Genomic DNA, 25,890 nt, shown 5'->3' with positions numbered 1-25,890 from the left:
ACTTTATGTTGGCAGCCAGTTCGTGTCTGCCGAGATTCGTGAAAGAATTCCACGTCTGGATTGATGTGTTTGATGTGCCCCGTCTTTTCGTCATGGGGCCGAGCTTGCCTGGTTCGTTCAATTGTTACTGAATTTGCACGATATAGTGAACATCCTCATCGGCATACTTGTAGACATACAGATGATATCGGCCCGGTTCCGCTTCGACTCCGGCGCTCATCCGCTTGCCGTCCATCTCGGTTGGATACAGGATCTGGCGATCAGTATCGCCTTCCCGGTACAGCACCCAGTTCACGCTTTCGCCAAGCTGCTTCTCCAGCTCGATGCGCAGCGCCGTTGGCTTGTCCACGTCGATGACAAATACATCCTGCTTATCGCTTCCTTCGAGCGTTCCCATGATCGTCCGTCCCAATGGAACCGGCCCGTTGGCCATATCGGGCGCATCGTTCGGCTCGATCTCTGCGAACGGAGGATGCTCCGGTTCTTGCTCAGGACGTGTTTCCGGCTGGACGACCAAGCGATAGGACTGATCCCCATGCGACGTCGCGTATACGTACACGTAATAGGTCCCCGGCACAGCCGATACGGAACCGGCTAAGCTCGTTCCCTCAACTTGAGTCGGATATGCGGCATAGTCATTCAGGTCAGCCTCGTGGTAGAGCACCCAGTTGGCTCCTTGCGCCCGTTCCGTCTCCAATTCGATCGTCCATTCTTCCGCCTTCCCGGCATCAAAACGATAGATATCGATCCGATCCGCGTCGCTCAGCTTGCCGGATACCGGCTTGCCCGCACCATCCAGGCGAACGGCCTGTTCCCAAGTATCGTTCGGCTCATGGTCTGCATCCGGTTGTCCGCCATCATGACCGCCATCCGCGTTCCCCCCGCTGCCATCGTTACCGGAGCCTCCGCCCGGCAATTTTCCGCCGTCACCGTTATCGTTCGGGTTCTCGCCAATATCCCCGCCTGCGGGAAGCTTGCCATGGAACACGACATCATAGACGAATCGTCCTTCGCCGTTCACGCGGTAATTGGTAAAGTATGCGGTGACCGTCTTATAACCGTTCCATTGTTGCTCCGTTAAAGCTTGCAAGAAGCCGTCCGTCAAGCTGTTCATCGACTGCCAATCCCGTTCTTCCCCCGCAGAGGCGCCGCCGGTGTAAGTGCCGCGAAGCTCAAACGACCGGAAGAAGCGCGATTCACGTTCCTGGGCGCTTGTGTCGCTCAATCCAGCCACAGCCGCTATCTCGCTATAAATATCGCGTATCTGCTTCGGCTCCAGCGTTTGCAAATAGTCGTCGGACACAAGCGGAACCGTCAAGCTGTCATAACGGGTTACCTGCTCCTCTATGGAGCGTTGGTACGACTCATTCATGTTAGCATTCCCGCTCATGGATGCAAGCTGTTGATCGTAAGCGCCCGCATCATTGAGCCGGATGGCATTATGAATCCGGTCCAGCGTCATAAAATCTTGATGGTACAAATAATCGTACAATGCAAAGGAATAATCATAAAATTTCCATGTGCCGTACTTCGAATTCACCGTATCCGCCACGGTGAAGCGCTGCTCCGGCCCGTCATGAAGCAGATTGCCGACGACCGACTTGCGGGGCTGGATGCCCTCCGTCCGCGTGGCTCCGGCGAAGAACTCGGCGCCGCCTTCATCAAACCATTGCATGCGGCCGCCGTTATAAAGCGGTCCCCGGCCCCACATGCCCGGCACTTCGTATCGGCCTTGGAGGTAATGGGTAAATTCATGCCGGAACAGCTCTTCCAGACTATAAATGCTCTGTTGGCTTGTCCGATCATACGTAAAGAACGTACCGTCGCCTTCGATGTAAATGCCTCCGTTGTCTGTCTCGTACCCGTACAAATATCGGTTCATCCGGTATTCATCCGGATTGTTGTAAATGACGACCGTCAGCACGTCGTCCACATTTCCCGACTCCAACGGCTTGTCGTTGCCGATGACGCGGTGGAATTGGGCTTGAACTTCCTTCGCCGCCCAATACAAGCGTTGAAGCTGCTCCTCGCTCAACTGGCCGCCCGTCTGGAACACGAACCGGCCGTCATCGAACTCGGTCCGTTGCGGCAAATAGCGTTGCTTCCCGCGCTGCTTCAAGTCGTCCATATCCACCCGGCTGCCGTTGGCATCCGTCCCTGCGTAATGCTGCGAGATTTGATCGGCAGCCACGAAATACAGTTCGCCAAGCGCCGGCTCCGTCTGCATGACGTCCGTCAGCACCCGGTTCGCCTGCTGCGGCTCACTGTAATACCGCCCGAGCGAACCTGTATAGTAAATGGCATTGTTCGTCAGCCATAGCTTGTCCGCCGCCTTCGGGCCCTGCTGTGCCATCCGGAACAACTGCTCCAAATAAGCGTCGATGGTTCCTTTGAAAGCGGCTTCCCGGACCGGCTCGTCCATACGCCACATCAGAACATAACCGACGCCTTGCAGAACGCCGTGGAACGCGTTGGCAGCCTCGAAATCATCGGCCAACTCATCCGCGCGATCAACGAAACTCTCAACGAGCCCTGTCAATCGGTTGACGGTGTCCGGATCGGCCGTGGTGTTGGATATCATTTTGCCGGTCGCCCCGATAACCTCGTTCTGCACTTTGGTCCCCCAAGCAAAAGCCGGGTTTTCCATAATCGCCTTTACAGCAGGCAGCATCTTCTCCCGGTATGCCAACTCCTCAAGCCGGGCCAGTTCCTTATTGTAATATCCCAAGTAATAACCGGAACGGAGCACCTCGACCAACGTCGGAATGCCTTGATCGTCCTCGGCTGTAAACCGTCTGCCGCTTTCCTGCAGCCGATCTATAATCGCTTGAACACGATCTTCGTCCGCATAAAAACGGCGGGTGTCGTCGTTGTATTGGAACAGTTCGGGAATTTTCCGCCATTCAATGCTCACCAGCAGATCCGTAAGCTCCTCATACGACAGCGAATTCAAATCCGCCATGCTGTACGTCGACCGGTCGTCTGTGCGTGACGCGCTCTTCAGTGGCCTAGGCTGTGGCTCCGCGATGCCGGCATCTGCAGACTCTGCTGCCGCGCTCGGCAGTTCCCCTTCTGCTCCCAACGGCGCAGCGCCCTGCGCAAGCTCCTGCTTTACCAGTACGTTGGCGATTCCCGGCTGCGCCACTCCTTCTTCGGGCAGCATTCCCTTCGTCTTGGCCGCGGCGAAGCCCGCCGGACTTCCCGCAGCGACGGCCACCGCCAGCAAAATCGAAGTCCATCTCAACCATGCTTGTTGTCTCATTTTTTGCAACATCCCCCTTGTGCATGTTCGTTCACGTTCTCTATTTATGAACGACAAACCTAATATCGGCGGTAAGCGGGAGGATAGACATGCAGCTAAATTCCTGTTTTTATCAGCGTATAGTACTTTCGTTCCGACAAAACGCTCCCGAAATCGGGATACAGACACGGCAAAAAGACGGACGCCTTTCGGCCGTCCGCCTGCAATCCACTTTCCATTTTCAAATCCTTAGCCCTTATTTGCGGCTTCATATAAAGTATCCGCAGGCTATCCGGTAAAGACAGGCATTGCTGTCGAATTTTGCGTTCGAGAATTTTGAACTTATTTCGAAAAAATAACCAAAAAAGGACCCTCTACCGCAAGCAAGAGGCAAAAAAACGCACACCGCATCACCCGCAGTTGACGGGTGAGAGGGCCTGTGCGTTCGTTTGCAAAAGCTTACAATTCAAAACATAAATAACTGAGCGTGCCTACATCGTAGCTGCGATGCAGCACTTTGGCCTTGCTATCCGGATTCGAACTTCCGAGTGCGATCAGCAGCGGGACGAAATGCTCGGCTCTCGGAACTGCCAATGAAGCGTGCGGCGCCAGCTCTTGATAAGCATACAGGTCGTTCATTTGCTTATTCTCCACCTTATCGATGAGCCAATCATCGAATTGCAGCGCCCATGTCTCCGCCGTCTTCTGTCCCCATTTCAGCGTGCGCAAATTGTGTACGGAAGCTCCGCTGCCGATGATAAGCACGTTTTCATGCTGGAGTTCACGTAGAGCCGCTCCAATCTTCACCTGCTCCTCCGCTGGCAAATATGCATTGACCGACACTTGGACGACCGGTACATTCGCTTGCGGATACATGTGCTTCAACAGCGACCATGAGCCATGGTCCAACCCTCGCGACGTATCCCTCCGCACCTGTATCCCGCTGGCGTCAAATAACTCCGCCAACCGGGCAGACGCCTGTTCGGAACCGCGGGCTGGATATTGAACGCGATACAGCTCATCCGGGAATCCGTAGAAATCATATATCGTCTCGTATGTTTCATTCGTATAAGAGATCGTCAAATCATCGCTTTCCCAGTGGGCGCTGAATATAACGATGAATTCAGGCGTCCAGTTCGCCCCCAAGTCCGCCAGAAACCGGGTATATTCATTATTTTCCAACGCAATCATCGGTGAACCATGGCTTAGAAAAATCGATTTGCCCATTGTTATTCTCTCCTTTTCGCAAATGTACCCTTTCTGATGTAACTGAATTGATTACAACTACATTAAAAAAATTATCATTTTTTCTCGTCTATTTTATGCTTTAGCTCGGTCGAAAGCTGGTCGAGCGTTATGTCCTTCAAGACCTGCTCCATCGCAGTCTGCGCACGCAGCATGACGAGCTGCAGCACCGATTCAATATTGGCGCCAACCGGACATTGCGGATTCGGATGCTCATGGAAGCCGAACAATTCGCCTTCCTCCACCGCTTCCACCGCCCGATAAACGTCAAGGAGCGAGATCTGATCTGCCGGCTTCACCAGCGTGGCGCCGCCTGTTCCCGACCGGACTGCCACCAAGCCCGCCTTCTTCAGCTGGCTCGTGACGCGCCGGATAATTACCGGATTGGTGTTCACGCTGCCCGCCATCCATTCCGACGTATGATGCGCGTTCGGCTCGAGTGCCAGCAGCGACAAAATGTGAACGGCTACACTAAAACGGCTGCTAATTTTCATGCTGCTCACCCTTTCTTGTAACAATTATAGTTACAGCAATTGCGGATGTCAAGATATGTGTCGAATCGTTGGGGCGGTTCGGGACAAACAAAAAAAAGCGGCAGCCTGCTTGAATATTCAAGCAAGGCTGCCTCCTCGGACTTTATCAATACTCATATGAAGACTTGCGCCGATACAGCAGCACAATGCCGGCCACAATCAACAGCAAGGCCATTGTTCCGCTGCCGGCGCCGGCACTTGTAAATACACCAAAGGAAAAGATGGCGAAAAACAGCAAGGACATGCTTCCTAAAATGTAAACCGGAATAAGCAGCCACTTGTTGCGTATGCCGAGCAAATAAAATTCGAATAGGCCAAATGCGACAGCCAGAGGAAATCCAGGCCACATATACTCCCACGCGTCGAACAGCATTGAAATTTGACACACGACACCGCTGACGAGCAAGATGCCTCCAGGAATTAACAACCCCGGTGCCCGTCTATGCAAAAAGATAAAATGCATAACATGAAACAAAATTCCCAGCGGAATCACAAATAGTATCGGCCAGAAATAACCGAAAATAAATCCCGGGTCGCTCAGCCGCAGGTTCCCCCATCCGCTCCATGAAAATAAGACGAGCAGCAGTCCGAGTCCGATGAACACGCTTGCCTCCGCATTTCTTCTTGTTATCATACAACTCCCCCCTTTTCTGCATCATTCGCGTCTGTGCAAGGTAAGACGTTTTAAGTCATGGGCGTTCCTTCAATTTATAATGAAAAAAGATGACATTTCTATTGAACGAACGTAACTTCCTGCTCCAGCCACGGCGCTGCTTGATACGCTTTGTCTATCCCTTGCGCCTGAATATTCACTTTAGCGACTCTCTTGTATTTCAACACCGTTGTGAACGGCACCGTGAACGGAAATGGCGCAACTCGGATTTCCTTTTGGTTCACCCACTTCGCAACGAGAGGCTTGCCTGTATCCGGGTTAAACGGTTCCGTCCGTTCGAAGCCCTCCTGATACCACGGGAACTCATCTTCCTTGCTCGCCCCCGGCTCGTTAAGACATACGAACAGCGACAAATCATCGCAAAATTGCAGCAGACGGAAGTGACTCTGAATGAGCTCTTCCGGCAGTTCGCCGATCTGTTCCCGCAACCGCTTCTGCCGTTCGCGTTCCTTGCGCAGGAACCCAACCACTTCCTGCTGCTCTTCCAGATGGAAGAAAGACGCAAAGTGCATGCTGCACAGCAGGCTTGCATACGGATTCATCGCTTCAATCTCATCGAGCCCGCTCCGATAGAAGGCCAGCTTCAGCGCAAGCGGAAAATCCATGAATGTATAAGGCACCTGCTCCGCATCGTGCCAGATCGGAGTTTTGTCGAGTCCAATCCAACTGCGATCATGCTCATACGCCGCTAATACAGCATCTTCAAAGCGCACCGTGCTTGCAAATAGATGTGGACTAAAGTGGCGCGCCATTTCACCGGAAAGAAAACCATGGTCGTGCTGCTTAATTAAAATAAACTCTTGCTCATGTGTGCGGATGATCATATTTTTATCCTCCTTATGTTTGCCGATAAGAGAATCGGTTCCTATGCCTGCTACAACAACTGAAACAACCGCTTTATTACTATATTAACCGAATCCGGGCCAGATGGCCTTGATTTATTCCACATTCTAATTTACGCTGTTAATGGAATAAGAAATAGGGGGAATGCCGTATGAGCAAACCGAAACGAGCGCGCCAGAAGGCCGAACGTGCCGGACATATGAATCCGGAATTAATCCGCAATTGCTGGATGCGCAAGCCGCGCACCCAAGTCGTACCGAATAAGAAAGCCGAGCAGCGCCGGAAGCTATGCCGCAAAGGGATAGACGACGGTGCTGTTTTTATTTTTCCTGCTCCGCTTCCCCTCCTTTATATGTTCAACTCCGCTCATTTGCAGGACACTGTATACTCCTATAAAATAAAGCTAAAGAATGGCTCGGATAGAAAGGAAGAACGCAATGGCCAACACGCATACCTATTCTCGCGGTGAAGAAATCGCGAACGCGATCACCCATGGCGTCGGCGTCGTGCTCAGTGTCGCTGCGCTGACGCTGCTAATCGTATTTGCAGCGCTATATGGCAACCCCATTCATGTCGTCAGCTTTATCATTTACGGGATTTCCATGCTGCTCCTCTACACGTCCTCAACGCTAGTGCACAGCTTTCCGGAAGGCAAAGTCAAGGATTTGTTCGAAACGTTCGATCACGCGTCCATCTATTTATTTATAGCGGGAACGTACACGCCGCTCGTTCTCATTGCATTGCCCAAGACGCTTGGCTGGACGCTCTTTGCCATCGTATGGGCGCTCGCCGCCGGCGGGGTCGTGTTCAAGGCGTTCTTTACGAAGCGCTTTCTCTTTATATCAACGCTGCTCTATATCGGTATGGGCTGGCTCATCGTATGGGCATGGGAACCGCTCTCGGCGGCAATGCCGCCAGCCGGGCTGACGCTGCTGGTGACGGGAGGCATACTGTATACGGTAGGTACGATATTTTATGTGTGGCGCGGCTTCCCGTTTCATCATATGATTTGGCATCTATTCGTGTTGGGTGGTTCAGCAGCTCACTTCTTCGCGGTGCTGTCGCTAGTGCAGATTAAATAACGATGATATGAAATCGCCAATCTCCGCTCCGGCAGAGGTTGGCGATTGTTATATAGAACTGAAGGGGCTATGCATCTTGAAATGTTGCCGTAGAGCGGTGGACGACCAGTTCCGGCTCAAGCACCACCTTCTGATAAGCCGAGTCGCGGCTCCCATCCTCTTGGCTGCCCTGTTCCATAATGTCGGCCAGAATCGTGGCGGCGCGGCGCCCGATTTCCGCTTCATTCTGGTATACATGGGTGAAGAACGTCTCCCGTTCTTCGAAATGCTCCGGATCGTCAAACGTTACAATCGAAATATCTTCCGGCACTCGAAGTCCCATGCGTGCGGCAATCTGGGTCATGCGCATGCCAAGTTTGCCGTGCAGGGCAATATATGCGCTCGCCATCCGGCTCCGCATATTGCGGGCAAGCACCGATTCATCCGCCTCTGTCCCGACCGGAATCGAGAAGTCAGTCAATATTAGCGCCGGATTAATCATCGCCCCGCGGCGTTCGAATTCGTTCATATATCCGGTAATGCGATCCTGCACGCTCACGCATTCCCGATACGCGTCCGTACATATCGCAATATCGCGATGTCCAAGCTCCCATAAGTGCTCCACCGCCATCTGCGCGCCCTTCCGATTGTTCGAGCAGACATAATTCGTTTCCACCCCGGGTAAATACCTATCGATAAGCACAAACGGAAAACCGCTCACCTTCAGAGAAAGAATTTCTTCGTTATAAGTGTCCTCATCGACCGGGAAGAGAAGCAAACCGTTGACGCCCATTCGAATAAACTCGCGTATTTGCTGCTCCTCCCGGCTTTTAGACCCGCCACTGAACGCGACGATAACCGAATATCCCCGTTCTTGCAATGTGTTCTGAATGGAATTAATTAAACGAATGGCAAAATAATCGTCAAGCGTCGGCATCAAAAAACCGACCAGCCGCCTGTCTGCTGCCTCTTTTGGCGCGATACCCGCTGCCGTACGTGCAGATGATGGCATCACCGAAGCCGACTGCTCCTCTTCTTCATGGGGATCCAGACCATGCGGGAGATTGGTCGCCACGAAGCTGCCACGCCCCGGAACACGATAAATCCACCCTTCCTTTACAAGAGCGGCAAGGGCATTCACTACGGTAATGCGGCTGACTTGGAACTGCTCCATGAGCTCCTTTTCCGTTGGGATACGGTCGTTGCTTTGCAGCTTTCCGTTTTGAATCATCTCTTCAATATAGCGATGAACCTGCATATAGAGCGGGGAACGAGAATCATAACTCATCCGAATCATCCTTAATTATAATTTAATATATATAACATATCATTTACTCTGGACAAGATACAATATTTAAGCGGTTAAAACATAAGAAAATCTTTAGCGGAGCCTCTAGTTGAGTGATGCGCTCACGGGAAAGGGGGAATAAAGCCTTTAATGCCTTCTGACAAAATATAAAAAAAGAGCGGAATTATCCGCTCTGTCAAGTTTCTTTATTCCACTGTTTCCGCAGCACTCTTCGGTACAAAGTCAAAAATTCGTCCGGTTTCAAACGTCTCGATAAGCCGATCCAACCAATGATAATAAGCTTCCGCCTCGTTCATCTTCGTCAAATCGCGTCTGACGATAACAGCCAGCGTCTCATCATCCGGATGTTCATTCATCAGCCCTTCAAGCTCTCTCATCGAGCGGCGTATCGCCAGCAGATTCATTTCAATCGCTTTTCTCCACTCTAAACTGAAATAATCGGCAAATGTTTGATACCAATCCGCTTCCACTTCATACAAATCTTTTCGTTTGCCCTTTTCCCATACCTTGTGTACCATTTTCATATCGACAAGCGTGCGAACGCCGGTGCTCATGCTTGTCTTGCTCATTTCCATTTCTTTTCCCATCTCATCCAATGTCATGGGATGGTCGCTAAAAAACAGCAAACCGTATAAATGACCTGTCGAATGCGTCATGCCGTACAGATCCATATTTTGTCCGATCGCTTCAATGACACGATTGCGAGCCTTCTCCACCAGATTCTGCTGGTACTCCGTCAACTGTGCGAACGTTGCCATATGCCAATCCTCCTGTGCCGAATCATAAAGGATGCAACCTGCTCCTGCAGATCCGAAACCGCTGTCTGTTCACTTGCTATATTTGTTGCCCATTTCCTTTGTATATCTTGAGAGAAAAACAGTACCCCAAGGTTCCATCAAACATTGTATGGGAGGCCGAACAAAATGTAAAGCACCAAATGAGGTAGGAATATTCAGGATACGGGAGGATATGGACGGATAAGTTTGTACAGTTTTTTCTGAACGTATTATACAAACTGTTTCAAAGGTTGTTCTCTAAAATTTCCAAAGGATACAATAGTAGCAGTGATTACTCTCACAATTCAAACACGCAAGAGAGGTGAAGCGAGTGTCCATCATTAACGTCAATGGAGTGACGAAAATATTTGGCACACAAGAACAAAGAGCGTTCACTCTGCTGCAGCAAGGGTGGTCAAGGGAACGGCTTGCGAAAGAAAAACAAGCGACCGTAGCTGTCAATCAAGTGTCCTTCTCGGTAGAAGAGGGCGAGATATTCGTCATTATGGGACTCTCGGGCAGCGGAAAGTCCACGCTCGTACGCATGCTGAATCGTCTAATTGAGCCTACGTCGGGTGAAATTTGGTTGAAGGATCGCGATATTTCCAAGCTGAACGATGTCGATTTACGGCAGGTCCGCCGCAAAACGATTGGAATGGTGTTTCAAAAGTTTGCCCTCTTCCCGCATCGCACCGTGCTCGAAAACGCGGCCTACGGCTTGGAGATTCAAGGCATGCCGAAGAATGATCGGCACAAGAAGGCAAGCGAAGCGCTTGGTCTCGTCGGTCTGAACGGATGGGAAGACAAATATCCCGACGAATTGAGCGGCGGGATGCAGCAGCGGGTCGGACTGGCAAGAGCACTGGCCAACGATCCGGACGTATTGCTCATGGACGAGGCATTCAGCGCGCTCGATCCGCTTATACGCCGCGACATGCAGGATGAGTTGATTGCCCTGCAGCAGAAGATGCATAAGACAATTGTTTTTATTACGCATGATTTGGATGAAGCGCTTCGCATCGGAGACCGCATTGCCTTATTGAAGGATGGCAATCTCGTGCAAATCGGAACGCCGGAACAAATGCTCATGGAGCCGGCGGACGAATATGTGGAGCGATTCGTTGAAGGAGTGGACTTATCTAAAGTGTTAACGGCTGCTCACATTATGCGCAGACCGGAGACGGTATCCCTCGACCGCGGACCGCGCGTCGCGCTGCAATTGATGCGGGATATCGGAATTTCCACGTTGTTCGTCGTTGGAAAGGATAAGTCTCTTCAAGGAGTCGTTACGGCCGAGCAGGCGAGCGAAGCGGCGCGCAGCGGACAATCGCTGCGCGATGTCATGACGACTGATATTCCGGTAGTTTCTCCTGACATTGTACTGAATGATTTGTTTGCTTTGTCTGGGGAAGTTAAGCTGCCGATTGCAGTGGTCGACCCGGATGGAAAGCTGCTTGGAGCGATTGTGCGCGGCGCAATACTGGGCGCGCTGGCTGGTAATGTGCCGAATGGCGTCAACGTGGAAGAGACGGAAGGAGTGAAGCCTGATGCGGCTCAACATCGGTGAATGGGTCGAGCAGGGCGTCGATTGGCTGGCAACGTATGCGGACGGTTTTTTCCAGGTGCTGTCGACCGGAATTGAAGGCAGCGTAAACGGAATAACCGCCTTATTTTTATGGCCTCCTGCTTATGTATTTATTATCATATTAACCTTATTGGCGTTCTGGGTGGGACGATGGTCCCTATCCTTGCTGACGCTCATCGGTCTCATTATTATTGAAGCGCTAGGTTACTGGGAGCCTACGATGAACACGCTAGCGCTCGTTATTATATCGACGCTGCTGTCCGTCATTATCGGCATCCCGCTAGGAATCGTATGCGGCAAAATGGATCGGTTGTCGAGCATCGTCCGCCCGCTGCTTGACTTTATGCAGACGATGCCGGCATTTGTATATTTGCTGCCTGCGGTAACCTTCTTCGGTTTAGGTATTGTACCCGGTGTCATTGCCTCTGTAATCTTTGCAGTTCCTCCTACGATTCGACTGACCGAGCTAGGGATTAGGCAGGTTCCCCATGACATGATGGAAGCCGCTTCCGCCTTTGGCTCCACTTCGATGCAGACGCTGTGGAAAGTCCAACTGCCCGTAGCGCTGCCAACCTTGATGGCCGGTGTCAATCAGACAATTATGCTGTCATTATCCATGGTTGTCATTGCATCGATGATCGGCGCTCAAGGCATGGGGGCCGAAGTATACCGGGCCGTGACGCAGCTCAAGATCGGCCAAGGCTTTGAAGCCGGGCTCGCTGTTGTATTGCTGGCCATTATTATTGACCGTTTCTCCCAACATAGCTTGAAGAAGCGCAATACTCAAAAACAAGGAGCGTGATGGTGCATGAAGCATAACTCAATGAAACGTTGGATGGTATTGGGACTTATCGTCGTCATCGGATGGACATTGGCTGCCTGTTCATCGGGTTCGTCAGACTCCACCAAGAATGATGAAGCGAAGACGGGCAGCGTAGGCGCTCAAGTCGATTATAAAATTATCGGCATTGATGCAGGCGCAGGCATTATGCAGACAACCGAACAAGCCATCAAGGAATACGGCTTGAAGGATTGGAAGCTTATTGAAGGCTCCGGAGCAGCGATGACCGCCGCCTTGGCTAAAGCGATCAAGAAAGAGGAGCCGATCATTATAACCGGTTGGACGCCCCACTGGAAATTTGCCAAGTACGATTTGAAATATTTAGAGGATCCGAAAGGCGTATACGGCGGAGACGAGCAAATCCATACGATCGCCCGCGCCGGTTTGAAGGAAGAGCAGCCAGAGGGCTATAAGGTGCTGGACCAATTCGAATGGACCCCGGACGACATGGCGCAAGTGATGGTCGCCGTTCATGACGGACAGGATCCGAAAGAAGCGGCCAAGGAATGGGTTAGCGCCAACGGCGACAAAGTCGAAGCATGGGTATCCGGCGCACAGCCTGCCGAAGGCCAGAAGCTGAAGCTTGGATATGTGGCATGGGATTCGGAGATCGCCAGCACGCACGTTATCGCGCATGTGCTGGAAGAGAAGCTCGGGTATAAGGTGGATCTCGTGCAGGTGGAAGCCGGACCGATGTGGACCGGCGTCGCCAATGGCGATGTAGACGCGATCGTCGCGGCATGGCTCCCGACCACGCATAAAGATTACTATGACAAATTTAAAGATAAGATCGACGACTTGGGACCGAATCTGAACGGGACGAAGATTGGTCTCGTCGTGCCGAAATATATGGATATCAACTCGATTGAGGACTTATTAAAATAAATATCAACGCATCGGGGGCGCGACGCCCCCGATTTTTCATGTTGTGCTAGGCTTTCATCCATGCACAAATGCGGAACAGGGCATATGCTATCCATGTCATAATCCCATTTCAAAGGAGCGATTTCCACCGATGACACGCTATGTCCGTTCGTCCCACTATGAACCCCAAGCCGTGAGCGGCTACCCTTATCCTGATTATGGTTGTTGTCCCAAGCCGATGCCCATGACCATGCCGATGGTGAAGCCTGCTGCCATGAAAAAACCGAAGCCATGCCTTCCTCCGATGCCATCTGCCAACGTCACGAAAGTAAGACCGAAATTCATGGAGCACCTCATGGATCAACTGGATGAGCACATAACGGTAGTGACTAAATGCGGGAAACTCGAAGGTGTGCTGTGCGACGTCTGCATCGATCATCTGGTTCTCCTGATGCACGGTTCGCATGGTTCGCATGGGTCTCATTGCAAGAAAGTGCACGTGCTGTACGATCAGATCTGCTATTTCATGTAAAGCAATCCAGGGGCGTTGCTGAAAGCAAGCCGGATTCCCCTGCTGCCATCCTGCAACCTCTCGCCTGAATAGGAAAAGCGCCTGTCAACATGGGCTGAATTTACGTTGACGAGGCGCTTCTTATCATTTTATATACTCTCCCCCATTGTTCAGGAACGGGGTCGGTTGACCGACCGCGAGGAACGTCAGCCGGTGCAATGCGCGCGTACATACCGTATAGAACAGCTTCCGATCCGATTCGTGGCCATAGGTCTGTTCTTCTGCATCAAAGACGATGACGGCGTCAAATTCAAGGCCTTTCGCCAAGTAAGACGGCACTACCCATTGCCCGGACACGAACTGCTTCGTATGCTTCGACACACGCTTCAGCTGCGGATGGAGAGCTTGCAGCTGTGCATGCACTCGCTCTGCCGCCGCTTCGTCTTTCGTAATTATCGCAGTCGATTGCAGCTTGTCCGACTTCATCCTTTGCAAGCAGGAATCCAAGAATTGCAGCCGTTCCGCCTCATCGGCCAGCATATGAAGCTCGGGCTTGTCGCCTGTGCGATTGAACGGCTCCGCCTCCTCCCCGTACGGAAGCACGGTCCGGGCCAATTCCATGATTTCAAGCGTAGAACGATAGCTCTTCGTCAGGCGGATGACGCCAACCCGCTTGTCCGCAAACATCTCCTCCACCGAAGCGATCGAGCTCATGCGGTTCGCTTCATAGATCGCTTGGTTCCAATCCCCCAATATCGTAAAGCGGCTGCGCGGGAACAACCGCTTCAGCAGCGCATATTGGAACGGAGAATAGTCCTGCGCTTCGTCCATGACCACATGGCGGATATGATTGAACGTATCGAAGCCCTCCACGCTTTCTATTAAATATAAGAGCGGCGAAGCATCTTCAAACGGAATCACTCCTGCCTCGAAGCGTTCCACCGTGCGTGTGCCGATCCCATCTGCATAGCGCCCGGCTGACGCAGGTTCCATTGGCGCTCCCGGATCAAGAACCGTTACGCCGGCTTGCTCTATCCAGGCAGACAGCCCTCGCATCAGATCCAAGTACATTTCTTCCCATTCGACAAATCGCAGCTTTTTCGCTTGCATGCGCATAAGCTTAAGCCATTTGTTGACCTGCTTCCTGCTCATGCTCCGCAGCTCATCGTCCGTTCCCATATAATTAGGCTGAGCTGCCAGCTTGCGGTATACGCGTTTTACCTCGCGTTCCGCCCAAGCCTTCAACTCGGTCAGCACCCAATCCTTTAGCTTATCCATGCGCGCCGGCAAGGACCAATCCGCAAGCGGCCCGTAAAATTGTTCCGCCAGCCGCTCCGCCGGGATAATCGTCCGTTTCGGTGTGCCGAACCTGACGAACCGCATTCCCTCCCGCTTAAGCGAATCGATGTATGCGTCCAGCACCAGCTTATAAGAGGCTGACGCTTTCCAGCGCGCGGCTGACGCTTCAATCGCGGCGCCGTCTTCGCCGGCTGACGGTTCAGCATGCTCAGCGGCAGCGCCCATGAGCCTTTCCTTCTGGTCATAAATATCTTCAATGCGTCGTTCCGTCACAAGGCGATGCTCGATATAGGACTGATAAGTCGTCTGAGTCATATTCGATTCGCCCAGCTCCGGCAAAATGTTGGATACATAGTCGTTGAACAAATCATTGGGCGAGAAGAGCACGATTTGCTCCGACCGCATGCTGTCGCGATATTTGTAGAGCAAATAAGCGATGCGCTGCATGGCGGCCGACGTCTTCCCGCTGCCTGCCGCCCCCTGTACGATGAGCACGTCGTGGGCATCATCGCGAATGATCGCATTTTGCTCGCGCTGAATCGTGCTGACGATGCTTTTCATCTTCGTATCGGCGCTTCGCTTGAGCATTTCCTGCAGCATATCGTCACCGATCTGAATACCGGTATCGAATACCGCCTCCAAGCGACCGCCTCGTATCAAATATTGGCGCTTCAGCTTCATTTCGCCTTCAATCAGGCCCGCTGGGGTCCGATAGCGGACCGGGCCCGGAGCATAATCATAGAAGAGGCTCGCAATTGGCGTGCGCCAATCGTACACGAGATGCTCCCCGATCGCTTCATCCGTTACGGACATCAAACCGATATAGACCGGCAGCACTTCCGTGTCTGTCGTTTCCACAAAGTCGACACGTCCGAAATACGGACTATCAATATGCTTGCGCAGTTTATTCATCCACTTGGCAGCGTGCGCTTGAACGCGCTCATGACTCGCCAAGTCCTTCGCCTGCTGCATGATGCTGACATACGTTTCGAACATCTCGTCCTTATCGACGGTCACCTCATCCCAGAAATGGCGTTTCATGTCCACGATTTCGGCTTGACGGTCGTCGACGGTCGCCTCCAATTCGGCGATCTGCCGGTCCATCAACTGCAGCACGCGCGTTAAATAAAGCTGTTCGTCATCTATGTTGGAAGGTTTACCGTGCACGTCGGCACTCCTTTCTGCCCGCTGGGCTACACAAAATCATTTTTCAAAATTCATAGAAAATTAGAGAACATTCAAAAATTCCTTTTTGAACATGCATTATTATAGCCTAAATCAGGACCCATGTAACGTTCCGGCGCTGCAGCCGGTTTGTTCAACGTCATCCACATGCAAAATGATCGTCTCCAAGCCATGGGTGATGGAGCTTAATGACATGCTTGCGGCATTGGAATGGACGGCAGCTTGTTCAGGCAAATACGGAATATGGACGAAGCCCCCCCGCTTGCCCGTTCGATTAGAATCCATATGAAGCTCATGCATTAACGTATAAAAGATCGCGTTGCAGACAAACGTACCCGCAGTATAGGAAATCGAGCAGGGTATGCCGGCCTCTTGCAAGGCTTGGCGCAGCGCCTTTACCGGGAGGAGCGACCAATAAGCGGCAGGTCCGCCCGGAATAACCTCGTCATCTGTCGGCTGCGCCCCGTCGTTATCCGCTATGCGCGCATCCATCAGATTGATGGCCACGCGCTCCAGTGTGATGTCTGGTCTTCCTCCCGCTTGCCCGATGCAGAGCACGGTATCCGGAGCGTACGCGCCCATCGCCTCGCGAAGCGCAGCTCCCGCGCGCGCGAATGAAGTCGGCAGCTGCACCGCGTGCACATGGTATTTCCCGATGGTCCGTCCGTGAAGGGAGCGCACCGCCTCCCATGAAGGGTTGATACTGTCTGCTCCGAATGGGTCGAAGCCCGTTAGCAATAAGTTGTTGCTCATATTGATGCACCTCGTATGTATAGTATGGTATGGTTCATTTCCATCTGACGGAAAATATGATATCCTTGTCAACGTGTGTGAAAGGAGTAAAGGACTATGGCACAGCTTGACATCTCATCACTTATATTGCTCGGAATGGCGGGCTTGGGCATCATTAGCGGCAACTCCACCATTACGATCGCCATGATCGTGCTGCTGCTGCTGCGGGTAACCAACCTGAACAGCCTGTTCCCTTGGATAGAAAAATACGGGTTGACCGTTGGAATTATCATTTTAACGATTGGTGTCATGTCCCCGATCGCAAGCGGAAAAATGTCCGTGGAGACGATTCTGGCGTCCTTTGTCAACTGGAAATCACTCTTAGCCGTCGCCATCGGAATGCTCGTCGCTTATTTGGGCGGGCGCGGAGCCCATCTGATGGGCCAATCCCCGACGATCGTCGCCGGATTATTGGTCGGCACCGTCCTCGGCGTCGCCTTGTTCCGCGGCGTACCGGTCGGACCGCTCATTGCCGCCGGGATTCTCTCGTTATTTATTGGTAAATCGTGATCTTGGAAAATAGTAAAACAGTCGCCTAAGTCGCTTCGGACGTTTCGCCCGGGGCGTCTTTTTTGCCATGAACCGTTTTTCCCCTCACACATCATACGACGAATCGGGTTTGTCAGCAAATCGAGGGAAGCGTTACAATCGGGATAGACAATCGGATTGCAAAGGAGCGGAAAATTCAATGCACACCACCTATCCAATCGTTACGGCAGAACAAATGCGGCGCATGGATCGCTGTACGATCGACGAAATTGGCATTCCGGCGCTTGTTTTGATGGAAAATGCGGGACGCGCGGTGGCGGAGGAAGCGCTGCGGCTGCACCCGCATGGGCAAGGACATTGGGCCGTACTCGTCGGCAAAGGCAACAATGGCGGCGACGGCCTTGCCGCGGCACGGCATCTCGCAGCCAGGGGTCAGGACGTCACCATCATTTATGCGGTGCGGCCAGAGGAGCTTGGCGGCGATGCCGCCGTGGAACGCGATATCGCGCAGAGGGTCGGGCTGCCCGCGCTCGTCTACGGCGAAGCGCCCGTGCCGTGGGACAGCTGCTCCGGCATCATCGACGCGCTGCTCGGCACGGGAACAAGCGGCCCGCCACGCGAGCCGTATGGGGCGCTAATCCGCGAAGCGAACGCCAGCGGCAAGCCGATCGTAGCGGCCGACCTGCCGAGCGGCGTCCACGCCGACACCGGCGAAGCGTTCGAGCCGCATATCCGGGCAGCGCGCACTGTGGCGCTCGCGTTCCTGAAGCGCGGCCTGACGCAGCAGCCCGCCAAAGCGGCTTGCGGCACAGTGGCCGTGCGCGATATCGGCATCCCGGCCATGGTGGCCTCCCGCGCAGGCGTGTCGGCGTTCCGCTTGACCGAAGCCGCGCTCCGCGACCGCCTTGGCATCGATCCGCAGGCCGCCCGGGCGGAGAACGCGCACAAAGGCATCTATGGCCATGTGCTCGTCGCGGCCGGGTCGGGCACGATGAGCGGCGCTGGCCTGCTGTGCGCCAAGGCGGCGCTGCGCGCAGGCTGCGGCCTCGTCACATGGGCGCTGCCGGCTGCCTTGGCCCCGTCCGTCATCGGCCATCTGCCGGAAGCGATGCTAGCGCCGATGCCCGATGACGGCACGGGCGAATGGCAGCCGGCAGCCGTGCGCGCCCTCCTGAAGGCGGCCGCAGGATGCGGCGCGCTCGCGGCAGGTCCGGGCGTCGGGCGCTTCGCGGGCGAGACCGCGTGGCTGGAAGCGCTCTGGCGCACTTCCCTGCCGCTCGTGCTGGACGCGGATGCGCTCAACATGCTGGCCGATGCGATGCATGGCCAGCACGCGAGCGCCTTCAGCGCGGCCGTCTGGCCCCGCCGGGAAGCGCCGGCCGTCATCACGCCGCATCCCGGCGAGATGGCCCGCTTGACCGGCAAGTCCATCGCCGAGGTGCAGCGGGACCGGATCGGAACTGCGCTGCGCTATGCGGCGCAGTGGGGCGTGACGGTCGTCCTGAAGGGAGCGGACACCGTCATCGCTTCGCCGGAAGGGGCCGCCTTCGTCAATGCGAACGGCAATCCGGGCATGGCAACCGCCGGTGCCGGCGACGTGCTGACTGGAGTCATTGCCGCCCAGCTCGCGGCCGGATGGCAAGCGCTTCCCGCCGCCGCATATGGCGCCTATTTGCACGGGGCAGCCGGCGATCGCGCGGCCGCGGCGCGATCGCGGACGGCCAGTCTCATCGCTGGCGATATCATCGAATTTTTATAGAGCTGCGACTTTTTTATCGGGTATGGAATGAGCCTGGATACGCCGTCATATGTTTAGCTAGATTTAGCTAGAGCCGTCCCCACCACGCTTCCATGCGAGGCGGACAAAGACGGGATTGCACGGAAAATAGCGCACAAAGTGTAAAAAAGATGCAAAAAATAAGTTGACAATACTCAAACAACGATGCTAGAATCAACAAACAGAAGCGACTTTTTCGTACAATATATTGAGCGGAAACATCGTCGCAATCCACATTACTTCAGAAAGGCGGGTGAACTCCATGCGCAAATTATTTGATATCAACCAACGTAATCTAGGATTACGCCAACTAATTGCATATGTTTGGAGCCCTGCCGGAAGAAACGATCAGTCGTAAGCCATTCACCGCTTCGAACCGGATCGTGATTTCTCATGAAGTGCACCGTTGCGCGCAGCCTATGCCAGCGCGTCTCGCAAGCCATGTTACACGGACGCCAGTTCTTGGCGAAGCGATGCGGACACTTTATTCGAACAGTCGGGCGCTGCTTTCGCTCGAACATACACCTTGCGTAACCCAGAGGTATATCGTTTACGAACGATATGCCTTTTTTATTTTTACATATTACCCTAAAGAGACAAAGGAAGTGAATTGACATGCTATCCGTATTAGGCAAGCTCGGTTGGTTCTTTAAAGAACATAAGGCGAGATACATCATTGGAGTGACGCTGCTTATCGTGGTAGGCGTAATTGAACTGATCCCCCCTCGGCTGCTGGGGCAAGCCATTGACGATATCGTATATGGTGAGATCACGGCGGAATCGCTGCTGCGTTACCTATCCTACATCCTCATCTCCATGGTCGTTATTTATGGAATCACCTACGGTTGGATGTATCAAATTTTCGGAGGCGCAAACTTGGTCGAGCGCAAGCTCCGTTCCAAGCTGATGCATCATCTGCTCAAGATGACTCCTCCGTTTTTCGAAAAACACCGTACTGGCGACTTGATGGCACGCGCGACGAACGATCTGCGCTCGGTCTCGCAAACTGCGGGATTTGGCATGCTTACTTTGACGGACTCGACCGTATTTTTGGTCGTCGTGCTGTTCGCCATGTTCATGCTCCAATGGAAGCTGACGCTCGCGGCCCTGCTGCCGCTTCCGTTCATCGCCGTCGCGATGAAGGTATTCGGCAAAAAGATTCATGAACGCTATACGATTGCTCAGGATGCGTTCGGAGACATGAATGATCAGGTGCTCGAATCCGTCGGCGGCGTGCGGGTGCTCCGCGCATATGTGCAGGAGAAATCCGACGAGTCACGCTTCCGCGGCATTACTCAAGACGTATATGAAAAAAATATAGACGTCGCTAAAGTCGACGCCTTGTTCGATCCGACGATTCGGCTGTGCATCGGCTTGAGCTACATGATTGGGTTGGGTTACGGAGCTTATCTCATCATTCATAACGAGCTGTCGCTCGGAGAGCTGCTCGCGTTCAATATGTATCTCGGGATGATGATATGGCCGATGTTCGCTATCGGTAATTTGATTAACGTCATGCAGCGCGGCAACGCCTCGCTCGACCGGGTCAATGAAGTGCTGTTCTATAAGCCCGATGTTCAAGATGCTGCACAGACCCAAGACGTCACCGTTCCGGAAATGCTCGCCTGGAGCAATTACCGGTTCCGTTATCCGTCTTCGGCGGCAGACAACTTGGATCGCGTATCATTGACTCTGCGCAAAGGACAGACGCTAGGCATCGTCGGCCGGACCGGCAGCGGGAAGTCCACCTTCGTCAAGCAGCTGCTGCGCGAATATCCAATCGGCGACGGCGAGTTTCGCATCAACGGCGTTCCTGCCGCACAGATCCCGATCGATCGGATTCATAGCTGGATCGGCTATGTGCCGCAGGAACAGATATTATTTTCCAAGACAGTCAAGCAAAATATATTATACGGCCGCTCTGGCGGCAGCGATGACGATGTCATGAATGCCATCGACACCGCCTCCTTCACGCATGACGTCCCAACGCTCCTGAATGGAGTGGAGACCCTTGTCGGAGAGAGAGGCGTCGCATTATCCGGAGGCCAGAAGCAGCGTGTTTCACTGGCGCGCGCCTTCATTAAGGACCCTGAGATTTTGATTCTCGATGATGCGCTCTCGGCGGTAGATGCCCGCACGGAAGCCAATATTATCGCCAACATTCGCAAGCAGCGCGCAGGCAAGACGACGCTCATTACGACGCATCGGTTGTCCGCAGTAGAGCATGCCGATTGGATAATCGTGCTCGATGACGGCAAGATCATCGAAGAAGGCACGCATGAAGAGCTGCTGAAGCATGACGGTTGGTATAAAGAACAATACGAACGCCAGCAGCTGGAATCCGGATTATAAGTATAGGAGGACTTCGTATATGGAAGTGGAACAACAGACGACAGATCCGAAGCATGTCGGCAAGCGCCTGTGGCAATATGCTTTACAGTACAAAACGAGCTTTATCATCGCTTTGCTCATGTTGATTTTAACCGTAGCCGCAGAGCTGTCCGGTCCGTTCATTGCAAGAAATATAATTGATAAACATATCCTGGGCATCGAGCAGCCTTACTATGAAACATCTGCGGAGGCGAAGGGCGCGATCCCTTATGCAGAACGTCATTTCAAGCGTCAGGATCGCTTTGCGGAAGCGGAGCCAAAAGGCAAAGAGGTGCGCATTTTACAAATTGGCAGGCAATTCATTTTCGTGGATGGCTCAGTCCCCGATCTTGCCGGCGAGCGCCGCTACGACGCAGGAACATTGACAATCGGCACGGGTGAGACCTCCTGGTCGTCCCCCGCAACGGCAATGAGCTTGCAGCAGCTTTTAACGTTTTATCAACCTGAAATTATCGGCATCATTCAAAATATGGCTTTATATGCCGGGCTCCTGCTCGTCAGCGTCACGATGAGCTACGGCCAGATACTGGGGCTGCAGACGGCGGCGAACCGGGTCATCCGCAAGCTGCGGGGCGATGTATATGCCCACGTGCAGCGGCTGCCAATCCCGTATTTCGATAATTTGCCCGCAGGCAAAGTCGTCTCGCGGGTAACCAATGACACAGAGGCGGTGAAAGAGCTGTTCGTCTCAGTGCTGGAAAGCTTCACCTCGGGTATCATTACGATTGCGGGCATTTATGTAGCGCTGTTCATTCTTGATGTAAAGTTGGCATTTATTTGTATGTTTATACTGCCGCTCATTGTTCTCTGGGTGGTGCTTTATCGTAAATTTGCAACAAAGTATAACAAAATCATACGCTCGCGACTGAGCTCCATCAATGCGATGATTAATGAATCCATTCAAGGGATTCCGGTCATTCGCTCGTTTCGCCGGCAGAAGGAAACGATGGAGGAGTTCGAAAGTTGGAATGAAGAATATTTGGCGAACCAGAACAAAATGCTGAATTTGAACGCATTGACGTCTCACAATCTGGTCACCGTCTTGCGCAATATTGCGTTTGCGGTAGTGCTGTGGTATTTCGGAGGGGCATCGTTAAGCGGCTCCGGGATTATTACAATCGGTGTGCTGTACGCATTTTCCGACCTGTTGAACCGCTTGTTCCAACCGATTACAGGTATGGTCAACCAGTTGGCCAACTTGGATTCCTCCATCGTGTCGGCAGGCCGCGTGTTCGCGCTCATGGACGAACCGGGAGAAGCGCTCTCCGAAGGCTCCATGCCTCGGTATAAGGGCCATGTCGAGTTCGATCAAGTATCTTTCGCCTATAAAGAAGAATTTGTGCTGAAGCAGATTTCGTTCGAAGCGAAGCCTGGCCAGACGGTCGCGTTGGTCGGGCATACCGGATCAGGAAAAAGCTCGATTATGAACCTGCTGTTCCGCTTCTACGATCCGCAAAAAGGCGAAGTCCGCATTGACGGCACACCCATTACGAGCGTGCCGAAGCAGTGGATACGCGAGCATATGGGCATCGTGCTGCAGGACCCTTACTTGTTCACCGGGACGATCGCGAGCAACGTCAGCTTGGATGACCCGCGCATTTCGCGTCAGCAAGTCGAGGAAGCATTGCGGGCCGTCGGAGCCGATCGCGTATTGAAGGGTCTGCCGAACGGAATTGATGAACCCGTCGTCGAGAAAGGGAGCACCTTGTCTGCCGGCCAGCGGCAGTTGATCTCGTTCGCACGGGCGCTCGCTTTCCAGCCAGCCATTCTCATTCTGGACGAAGCGACGGCCAATATCGATACGGAGACGGAATCCATCATTCAAGAGGCGCTCGACGTGTTGAAGCGCGGACGCACTACCTTCATCATTGCGCACCGTCTCTCCACGATTCGCAGCGCTGACGTCATTCTCGTCCTGCATCGGGGCGAAATCGTCGAACGCGGATCTCACGATGAGCTGATGGCGCTGCAAGGCCGTTATTACAAAATGTATCAACTGCAGCAAGGCGCGGGCACTCCGGATGGGACTGCTGATGTGCCGGGTGCGCAGCCGAGTGCTGCCGCTCAGTCTGCCGCCGTCATCGTGCCTTCCATGTAATGCTAGACGGAACTATTCAGTTATTTATATCTCTCTAAAATGAAAAAATGGCGGACCTGGAATCCTTCAGGTCCGCCATCTTGCTGCAATGCAGCGAACAAGATCTATCTCTCAAGTAAATTGATATTACTTGTGGGGATAGTTCCTTGCCGCTATTTATTTTTTGTTTTTTCCTTTTGCGTTGTTGGCGTCCGAAGTGCGCGTCGTCGTGTTTTGTCTGGAATGACCTTGTTGTTTATGTGCCATTGTCAAACACATCCTTTGTTATGATTTGGTATGCTGCGAATGAATACATTCAAATAAATTCCCCTCAACTAACTTTCCTGCTTCGGAATGCGGTTAAGGCTCGGCGGCCGGGCGCCCGCTTTCGCGGGTTTAAGCGTGATGCTCTCTTCTTTTTGGCTTGATTTATTCTGCTGTTGATGAATGCGTTCCGCTTTATTGTGCGGCATGCCGCTCACCTCCACCCTTATCCTTCCCGCAGCACGCTCTTTTATGACGAATGGCACGATGCAATTACTGCTTATTGCTTACATCAGAGTTGACTTTGAACTGTGTCAGCATTGACTCCATATCCCGGCTCAATGATAACAAGCTATCGGCAGAGGCGGCAATCTGTTCCGTAAGCGCCGATTGTTGCTCCGTCGTAGCGGCAACGCGGGACGTATGGTCATGGGAGCTCTCGGCAACACTGGACAACTGCTCGACGAGCCGGGAGACCTCTTCGCAGGACTGCGCAATTTGCTTGGCGATCGTCCGATACTGCTCCACCTGGTCGTTCGTCTGGGCGATCGCTGCGGAGATGCTGCTGAAGGCGTCATCTGCCTCCTGAACCGCGGTCAGGCCATGAAGGACCGCATCCTGCTGCCGCAGCGCCGCTTGCTCGGTCATCGCTTGCTTTGCATGAACTTCACGAATCAATTCCATAATAGTATGTAGAGAATGCTTCGAATGCTCTGCCAATTGGCGCACTTCCGACGCAACTACTTGGAAGCCGCGTCCGTGTTCGCCGGCGCGCGCCGCTTCGATCGAAGCATTCAGCGCAAGCAGTTCCGTTTGCTTGACACTGTTCTGAATGAAGCTGGCGGCCCCGTTAATTTGATTGACCACTTCAGACAAGCTGGAAAACGCGTCGTTCGTCTCTTCGGATGCGGATTGGATGACGTTCATCTGCTCGACCGCGCGCTCCACGACATTGCGCCCTGTATCCGCCTGCGCAGAAGATTGCTGCATCCATGACGCTACTTGATCCGATGAAGCCGCGATTTGTTGGACGCCTGTCGCGATTTCCCCCATCGCCGCTTTCGTCTCTCTCGCATTATGCTGCTGTTCCAGCGCTCCGCTTGTCACTTCCATCATCGCGCTTGCCGCTTCCTGCGCCGCGATGGCTGTTTCTTCCGCGCCGCGCTTCAGCTCTTGCGACGAGATCGATACATTGTTCGAAGCCTGCTGAACACTTTGCAGCAAGTGTCCCAGCCGTTCAATCATATGATTGAACACGGTTGACAGCCGCCCGATTTCATCCTCCGTCTTCACATCCAGCTTCACGGTCAGATCGCCCTCTGCCGCCTGCTCGCTTAGGCGGTGTATGACGTTAAGCGGCTTTATTTTGCGGTAAATATACCAAGTCAGAATGAACATGCCTACTAATCCCAACGCCATACCGGTAATGAGCGCCTGCGTCAAATAGTTCATGAACTCTTGCTTGACCGGTGTGTAGTCAAAATCCAGCACAAAGTAAGCAAGCGTCTTGCCGCGATCATCCTTGACCGGTGCGATTGCGCTAATCAGCGTATCATCACCGATAAGAAACTCATCGGACAAGGCTTGTCCCTTCTTTGTCATCTCTTTATATGCCTCTTCAATGGATGGCGGCATGTCGTAGGTTTTGTTCACGGTAAACCCCTGTTGTTCAAGGCCGCTATTCGCTTGCAGCATACGAAATGCGGTGCGTTCCGCCCCCGCTTGCTTCCTCTCCGGCACAAAAAGGAAGGCATTTACGATGTCATCCTTGGCAATGACATTGAGACGTCCGCGTATGAGCCGGAAAATCGAATCGTCTATCGGCGCATTGGCTTCTTTGCTCTGCATCATGTCGGATGCTTGCCGGATCGCGCCCTTCACATCGGTTAATTCCATCTTCACGAGCAATTCATGCTTTTGCTGCAGAAAGTCCAGGTATAACGCTTTCTCGCGGGAATACTCCCGCATAATGAAAAAGCCGCTAATCGCCATCACGATGATGTACGAAACTAGAATAAGTTTCGGAATGATGCTGCGCTTGAACCAATCCATGAGCGTCCCCCTTTTCACTCTTGCTTACATTAAGCACCCCCATGGATTTTATCATATTTTTTCCAGCCCGTATGCATCTTTT

The 25,890-nt window shown here is 53.1% G+C and carries 21 protein-coding genes; 10 read left to right on the top strand and 11 right to left on the bottom strand.

Annotated elements, in window-relative coordinates; translation table 11 throughout:
- Nucleotides 1-124: 124 nt before the first annotated feature.
- The 5 genes from JSQ80_RS18705 to JSQ80_RS18685 all read right to left on the bottom strand — a co-directional run bounded on the left by JSQ80_RS18705 (nt 125) and on the right by JSQ80_RS18685 (nt 6,516).
- Complete coding sequence (locus JSQ80_RS18705) at nt 125-3,262, bottom strand: collagenase (protein ID WP_206096289.1); 3,138 nt, start codon at nt 3,260-3,262, stop codon at nt 125-127.
- A 438-nt stretch (nt 3,263-3,700) separates the two neighbouring features.
- Nucleotides 3,701-4,468, bottom strand: coding sequence for a DODA-type extradiol aromatic ring-opening family dioxygenase (locus JSQ80_RS18700; protein WP_206096288.1), 768 nt, complete (start codon nt 4,466-4,468; stop codon nt 3,701-3,703).
- Nucleotides 4,469-4,542: 74 nt separating this feature from the next.
- Nucleotides 4,543-4,980 carry an Rrf2 family transcriptional regulator gene (locus JSQ80_RS18695; protein ID WP_087432492.1) on the bottom strand — a complete coding sequence of 146 codons (438 nt, stop codon included), beginning with the start codon at nt 4,978-4,980 and terminating at the stop codon, nt 4,543-4,545.
- Between the two features lie 145 nt (nt 4,981-5,125).
- On the bottom strand, nt 5,126-5,653 hold the full coding sequence (locus tag JSQ80_RS18690; RefSeq protein ID WP_206096287.1) for a hypothetical protein: 528 nt from the start codon (nt 5,651-5,653) through the stop codon (nt 5,126-5,128).
- A gap of 98 nt (nt 5,654-5,751) precedes the next feature.
- The gene (locus JSQ80_RS18685) at nt 5,752-6,516 is read right to left on the bottom strand and encodes a DUF3891 family protein (RefSeq protein WP_206096286.1); all 765 of its coding nucleotides are present in this window, start codon (nt 6,514-6,516) and stop codon (nt 5,752-5,754) included.
- 170 nt (nt 6,517-6,686) lie between these two features.
- On the opposite strand from JSQ80_RS18685, the gene JSQ80_RS18680 reads away from it, so the two are divergent.
- The gene (locus JSQ80_RS18680; protein ID WP_206097763.1) at nt 6,687-7,004 is read left to right on the top strand and encodes a hypothetical protein; all 318 of its coding nucleotides are present in this window, start codon (nt 6,687-6,689) and stop codon (nt 7,002-7,004) included.
- Entirely contained in the window at nt 6,973-7,617 is a 645-nt protein-coding gene (gene trhA, locus JSQ80_RS18675) for a PAQR family membrane homeostasis protein TrhA (protein ID WP_206096285.1), read from the top strand. The genes JSQ80_RS18680 and trhA overlap by 32 nt, the downstream gene beginning before the upstream one ends.
- 67 nt (nt 7,618-7,684) lie before the next feature.
- Here the strand turns inward: trhA and JSQ80_RS18670 are convergent, their stop codons facing one another.
- The gene (locus tag JSQ80_RS18670) at nt 7,685-8,884 is read right to left on the bottom strand and encodes a GntR family transcriptional regulator (RefSeq protein ID WP_206096284.1); all 1,200 of its coding nucleotides are present in this window, start codon (nt 8,882-8,884) and stop codon (nt 7,685-7,687) included.
- A gap of 206 nt (nt 8,885-9,090) precedes the next feature.
- Complete coding sequence (locus tag JSQ80_RS18665) at nt 9,091-9,663, bottom strand: GbsR/MarR family transcriptional regulator (protein ID WP_087432486.1); 573 nt, start codon at nt 9,661-9,663, stop codon at nt 9,091-9,093.
- 349 nt (nt 9,664-10,012) lie between these two features.
- On the opposite strand from JSQ80_RS18665, the gene JSQ80_RS18660 reads away from it, so the two are divergent.
- The 4 genes from JSQ80_RS18660 to JSQ80_RS18650 all read left to right on the top strand — a co-directional run bounded on the left by JSQ80_RS18660 (nt 10,013) and on the right by JSQ80_RS18650 (nt 13,503).
- On the top strand, nt 10,013-11,248 hold the full coding sequence (locus tag JSQ80_RS18660) for a betaine/proline/choline family ABC transporter ATP-binding protein (RefSeq protein ID WP_206096283.1): 1,236 nt from the start codon (nt 10,013-10,015) through the stop codon (nt 11,246-11,248).
- Nucleotides 11,229-12,068, top strand: a complete 840-nt coding sequence (locus tag JSQ80_RS29165; RefSeq protein WP_240463716.1) for an ABC transporter permease — start codon at nt 11,229-11,231, stop codon at nt 12,066-12,068. Before JSQ80_RS18660 ends, JSQ80_RS29165 begins: the two co-directional genes overlap by 20 nt.
- 6 nt (nt 12,069-12,074) lie before the next feature.
- Complete coding sequence (locus JSQ80_RS29160; protein WP_240463715.1) at nt 12,075-12,992, top strand: glycine betaine ABC transporter substrate-binding protein; 918 nt, start codon at nt 12,075-12,077, stop codon at nt 12,990-12,992.
- Nucleotides 12,993-13,122: 130 nt separating this feature from the next.
- On the top strand, nt 13,123-13,503 hold the full coding sequence (locus JSQ80_RS18650; protein WP_206096282.1) for a DUF2642 domain-containing protein: 381 nt from the start codon (nt 13,123-13,125) through the stop codon (nt 13,501-13,503).
- A gap of 123 nt (nt 13,504-13,626) precedes the next feature.
- Here the strand turns inward: JSQ80_RS18650 and helD are convergent, their stop codons facing one another.
- Nucleotides 13,627-15,948: an RNA polymerase recycling motor HelD gene (gene helD, locus JSQ80_RS18645; RefSeq protein ID WP_206096281.1), complete on the bottom strand. Its 2,322-nt coding sequence runs from the start codon at nt 15,946-15,948 to the stop codon at nt 13,627-13,629.
- A gap of 111 nt (nt 15,949-16,059) precedes the next feature.
- The gene (pcp, locus tag JSQ80_RS18640; protein WP_206096280.1) at nt 16,060-16,719 is read right to left on the bottom strand and encodes a pyroglutamyl-peptidase I; all 660 of its coding nucleotides are present in this window, start codon (nt 16,717-16,719) and stop codon (nt 16,060-16,062) included.
- Nucleotides 16,720-16,815: 96 nt separating this feature from the next.
- Between pcp and JSQ80_RS18635 the strand changes: the two genes are divergently transcribed.
- The 4 genes from JSQ80_RS18635 (at nt 16,816) to JSQ80_RS18620 (ending at nt 23,513) form a co-directional block, all read left to right on the top strand.
- Nucleotides 16,816-17,268: a DUF441 domain-containing protein gene (locus JSQ80_RS18635; RefSeq protein WP_087432479.1), complete on the top strand. Its 453-nt coding sequence runs from the start codon at nt 16,816-16,818 to the stop codon at nt 17,266-17,268.
- 178 nt (nt 17,269-17,446) lie between these two features.
- The gene (locus JSQ80_RS18630; protein WP_206096279.1) at nt 17,447-19,006 is read left to right on the top strand and encodes an NAD(P)H-hydrate dehydratase; all 1,560 of its coding nucleotides are present in this window, start codon (nt 17,447-17,449) and stop codon (nt 19,004-19,006) included.
- A 633-nt stretch (nt 19,007-19,639) separates the two neighbouring features.
- Nucleotides 19,640-21,376 (top strand): ABC transporter ATP-binding protein, encoded by a 1,737-nt coding sequence (locus tag JSQ80_RS18625; protein WP_206096278.1) that lies wholly within the window; start codon nt 19,640-19,642, stop codon nt 21,374-21,376.
- A 19-nt stretch (nt 21,377-21,395) separates the two neighbouring features.
- On the top strand, nt 21,396-23,513 hold the full coding sequence (locus JSQ80_RS18620) for an ABC transporter ATP-binding protein (RefSeq protein WP_206096277.1): 2,118 nt from the start codon (nt 21,396-21,398) through the stop codon (nt 23,511-23,513).
- A gap of 314 nt (nt 23,514-23,827) precedes the next feature.
- On the opposite strand, the gene JSQ80_RS18615 is transcribed toward JSQ80_RS18620, so the two are convergent.
- Nucleotides 23,828-23,965, bottom strand: coding sequence for a hypothetical protein (locus JSQ80_RS18615; protein ID WP_176392740.1), 138 nt, complete (start codon nt 23,963-23,965; stop codon nt 23,828-23,830).
- A gap of 64 nt (nt 23,966-24,029) precedes the next feature.
- Entirely contained in the window at nt 24,030-25,808 is a 1,779-nt protein-coding gene (locus JSQ80_RS18610; protein ID WP_206096276.1) for a methyl-accepting chemotaxis protein, read from the bottom strand.
- Nucleotides 25,809-25,890: the final 82 nt, after the last annotated feature.

Origin of the sequence: Paenibacillus apiarius, assembly GCF_017052585.1 — a bacterium.
GTDB classification, from domain to species: Bacteria; Bacillota; Bacilli; order Paenibacillales; family Paenibacillaceae; genus Paenibacillus_B; species Paenibacillus_B apiarius.
The sequence above is the reverse complement of the archived record's forward strand: the minus strand, read 5'-3'. Positions and strand labels throughout refer to the sequence as shown.

What these genes read in the sequence shown, in the direction of transcription:
- JSQ80_RS18635 (WP_087432479.1), top strand. Translation starts at nt 16,816, where the DNA reads ATGGCACAGCTTGACATCTCATCACTTATATTGCTCGGAATGGCGGGC.
- JSQ80_RS29165 (WP_240463716.1), top strand. Translation starts at nt 11,229, where the DNA reads ATGCGGCTCAACATCGGTGAATGGGTCGAGCAGGGCGTCGATTGGCTG.
- JSQ80_RS18630 (WP_206096279.1), top strand. Translation starts at nt 17,447, where the DNA reads ATGCACACCACCTATCCAATCGTTACGGCAGAACAAATGCGGCGCATG.
- JSQ80_RS18695 (WP_087432492.1), bottom strand. Translation starts at nt 4,980, where the DNA reads ATGAAAATTAGCAGCCGTTTTAGTGTAGCCGTTCACATTTTGTCGCTG.
- JSQ80_RS18625 (WP_206096278.1), top strand. Translation starts at nt 19,640, where the DNA reads ATGCTATCCGTATTAGGCAAGCTCGGTTGGTTCTTTAAAGAACATAAG.
- JSQ80_RS18615 (WP_176392740.1), bottom strand. Translation starts at nt 23,965, where the DNA reads ATGCCGCACAATAAAGCGGAACGCATTCATCAACAGCAGAATAAATCA.
- JSQ80_RS18685 (WP_206096286.1), bottom strand. Translation starts at nt 6,516, where the DNA reads ATGATCATCCGCACACATGAGCAAGAGTTTATTTTAATTAAGCAGCAC.
- JSQ80_RS18650 (WP_206096282.1), top strand. Translation starts at nt 13,123, where the DNA reads ATGACACGCTATGTCCGTTCGTCCCACTATGAACCCCAAGCCGTGAGC.
- trhA (WP_206096285.1), top strand. Translation starts at nt 6,973, where the DNA reads ATGGCCAACACGCATACCTATTCTCGCGGTGAAGAAATCGCGAACGCG.
- JSQ80_RS18700 (WP_206096288.1), bottom strand. Translation starts at nt 4,468, where the DNA reads ATGGGCAAATCGATTTTTCTAAGCCATGGTTCACCGATGATTGCGTTG.
- JSQ80_RS18690 (WP_206096287.1), bottom strand. Translation starts at nt 5,653, where the DNA reads ATGATAACAAGAAGAAATGCGGAGGCAAGCGTGTTCATCGGACTCGGA.
- JSQ80_RS18670 (WP_206096284.1), bottom strand. Translation starts at nt 8,884, where the DNA reads ATGAGTTATGATTCTCGTTCCCCGCTCTATATGCAGGTTCATCGCTAT.
- JSQ80_RS18665 (WP_087432486.1), bottom strand. Translation starts at nt 9,663, where the DNA reads ATGGCAACGTTCGCACAGTTGACGGAGTACCAGCAGAATCTGGTGGAG.
- pcp (WP_206096280.1), bottom strand. Translation starts at nt 16,719, where the DNA reads ATGAGCAACAACTTATTGCTAACGGGCTTCGACCCATTCGGAGCAGAC.
- JSQ80_RS18705 (WP_206096289.1), bottom strand. Translation starts at nt 3,262, where the DNA reads ATGAGACAACAAGCATGGTTGAGATGGACTTCGATTTTGCTGGCGGTG.
- JSQ80_RS18680 (WP_206097763.1), top strand. Translation starts at nt 6,687, where the DNA reads ATGAGCAAACCGAAACGAGCGCGCCAGAAGGCCGAACGTGCCGGACAT.
- JSQ80_RS18620 (WP_206096277.1), top strand. Translation starts at nt 21,396, where the DNA reads ATGGAAGTGGAACAACAGACGACAGATCCGAAGCATGTCGGCAAGCGC.
- JSQ80_RS29160 (WP_240463715.1), top strand. Translation starts at nt 12,075, where the DNA reads ATGAAGCATAACTCAATGAAACGTTGGATGGTATTGGGACTTATCGTC.
- JSQ80_RS18610 (WP_206096276.1), bottom strand. Translation starts at nt 25,808, where the DNA reads ATGGATTGGTTCAAGCGCAGCATCATTCCGAAACTTATTCTAGTTTCG.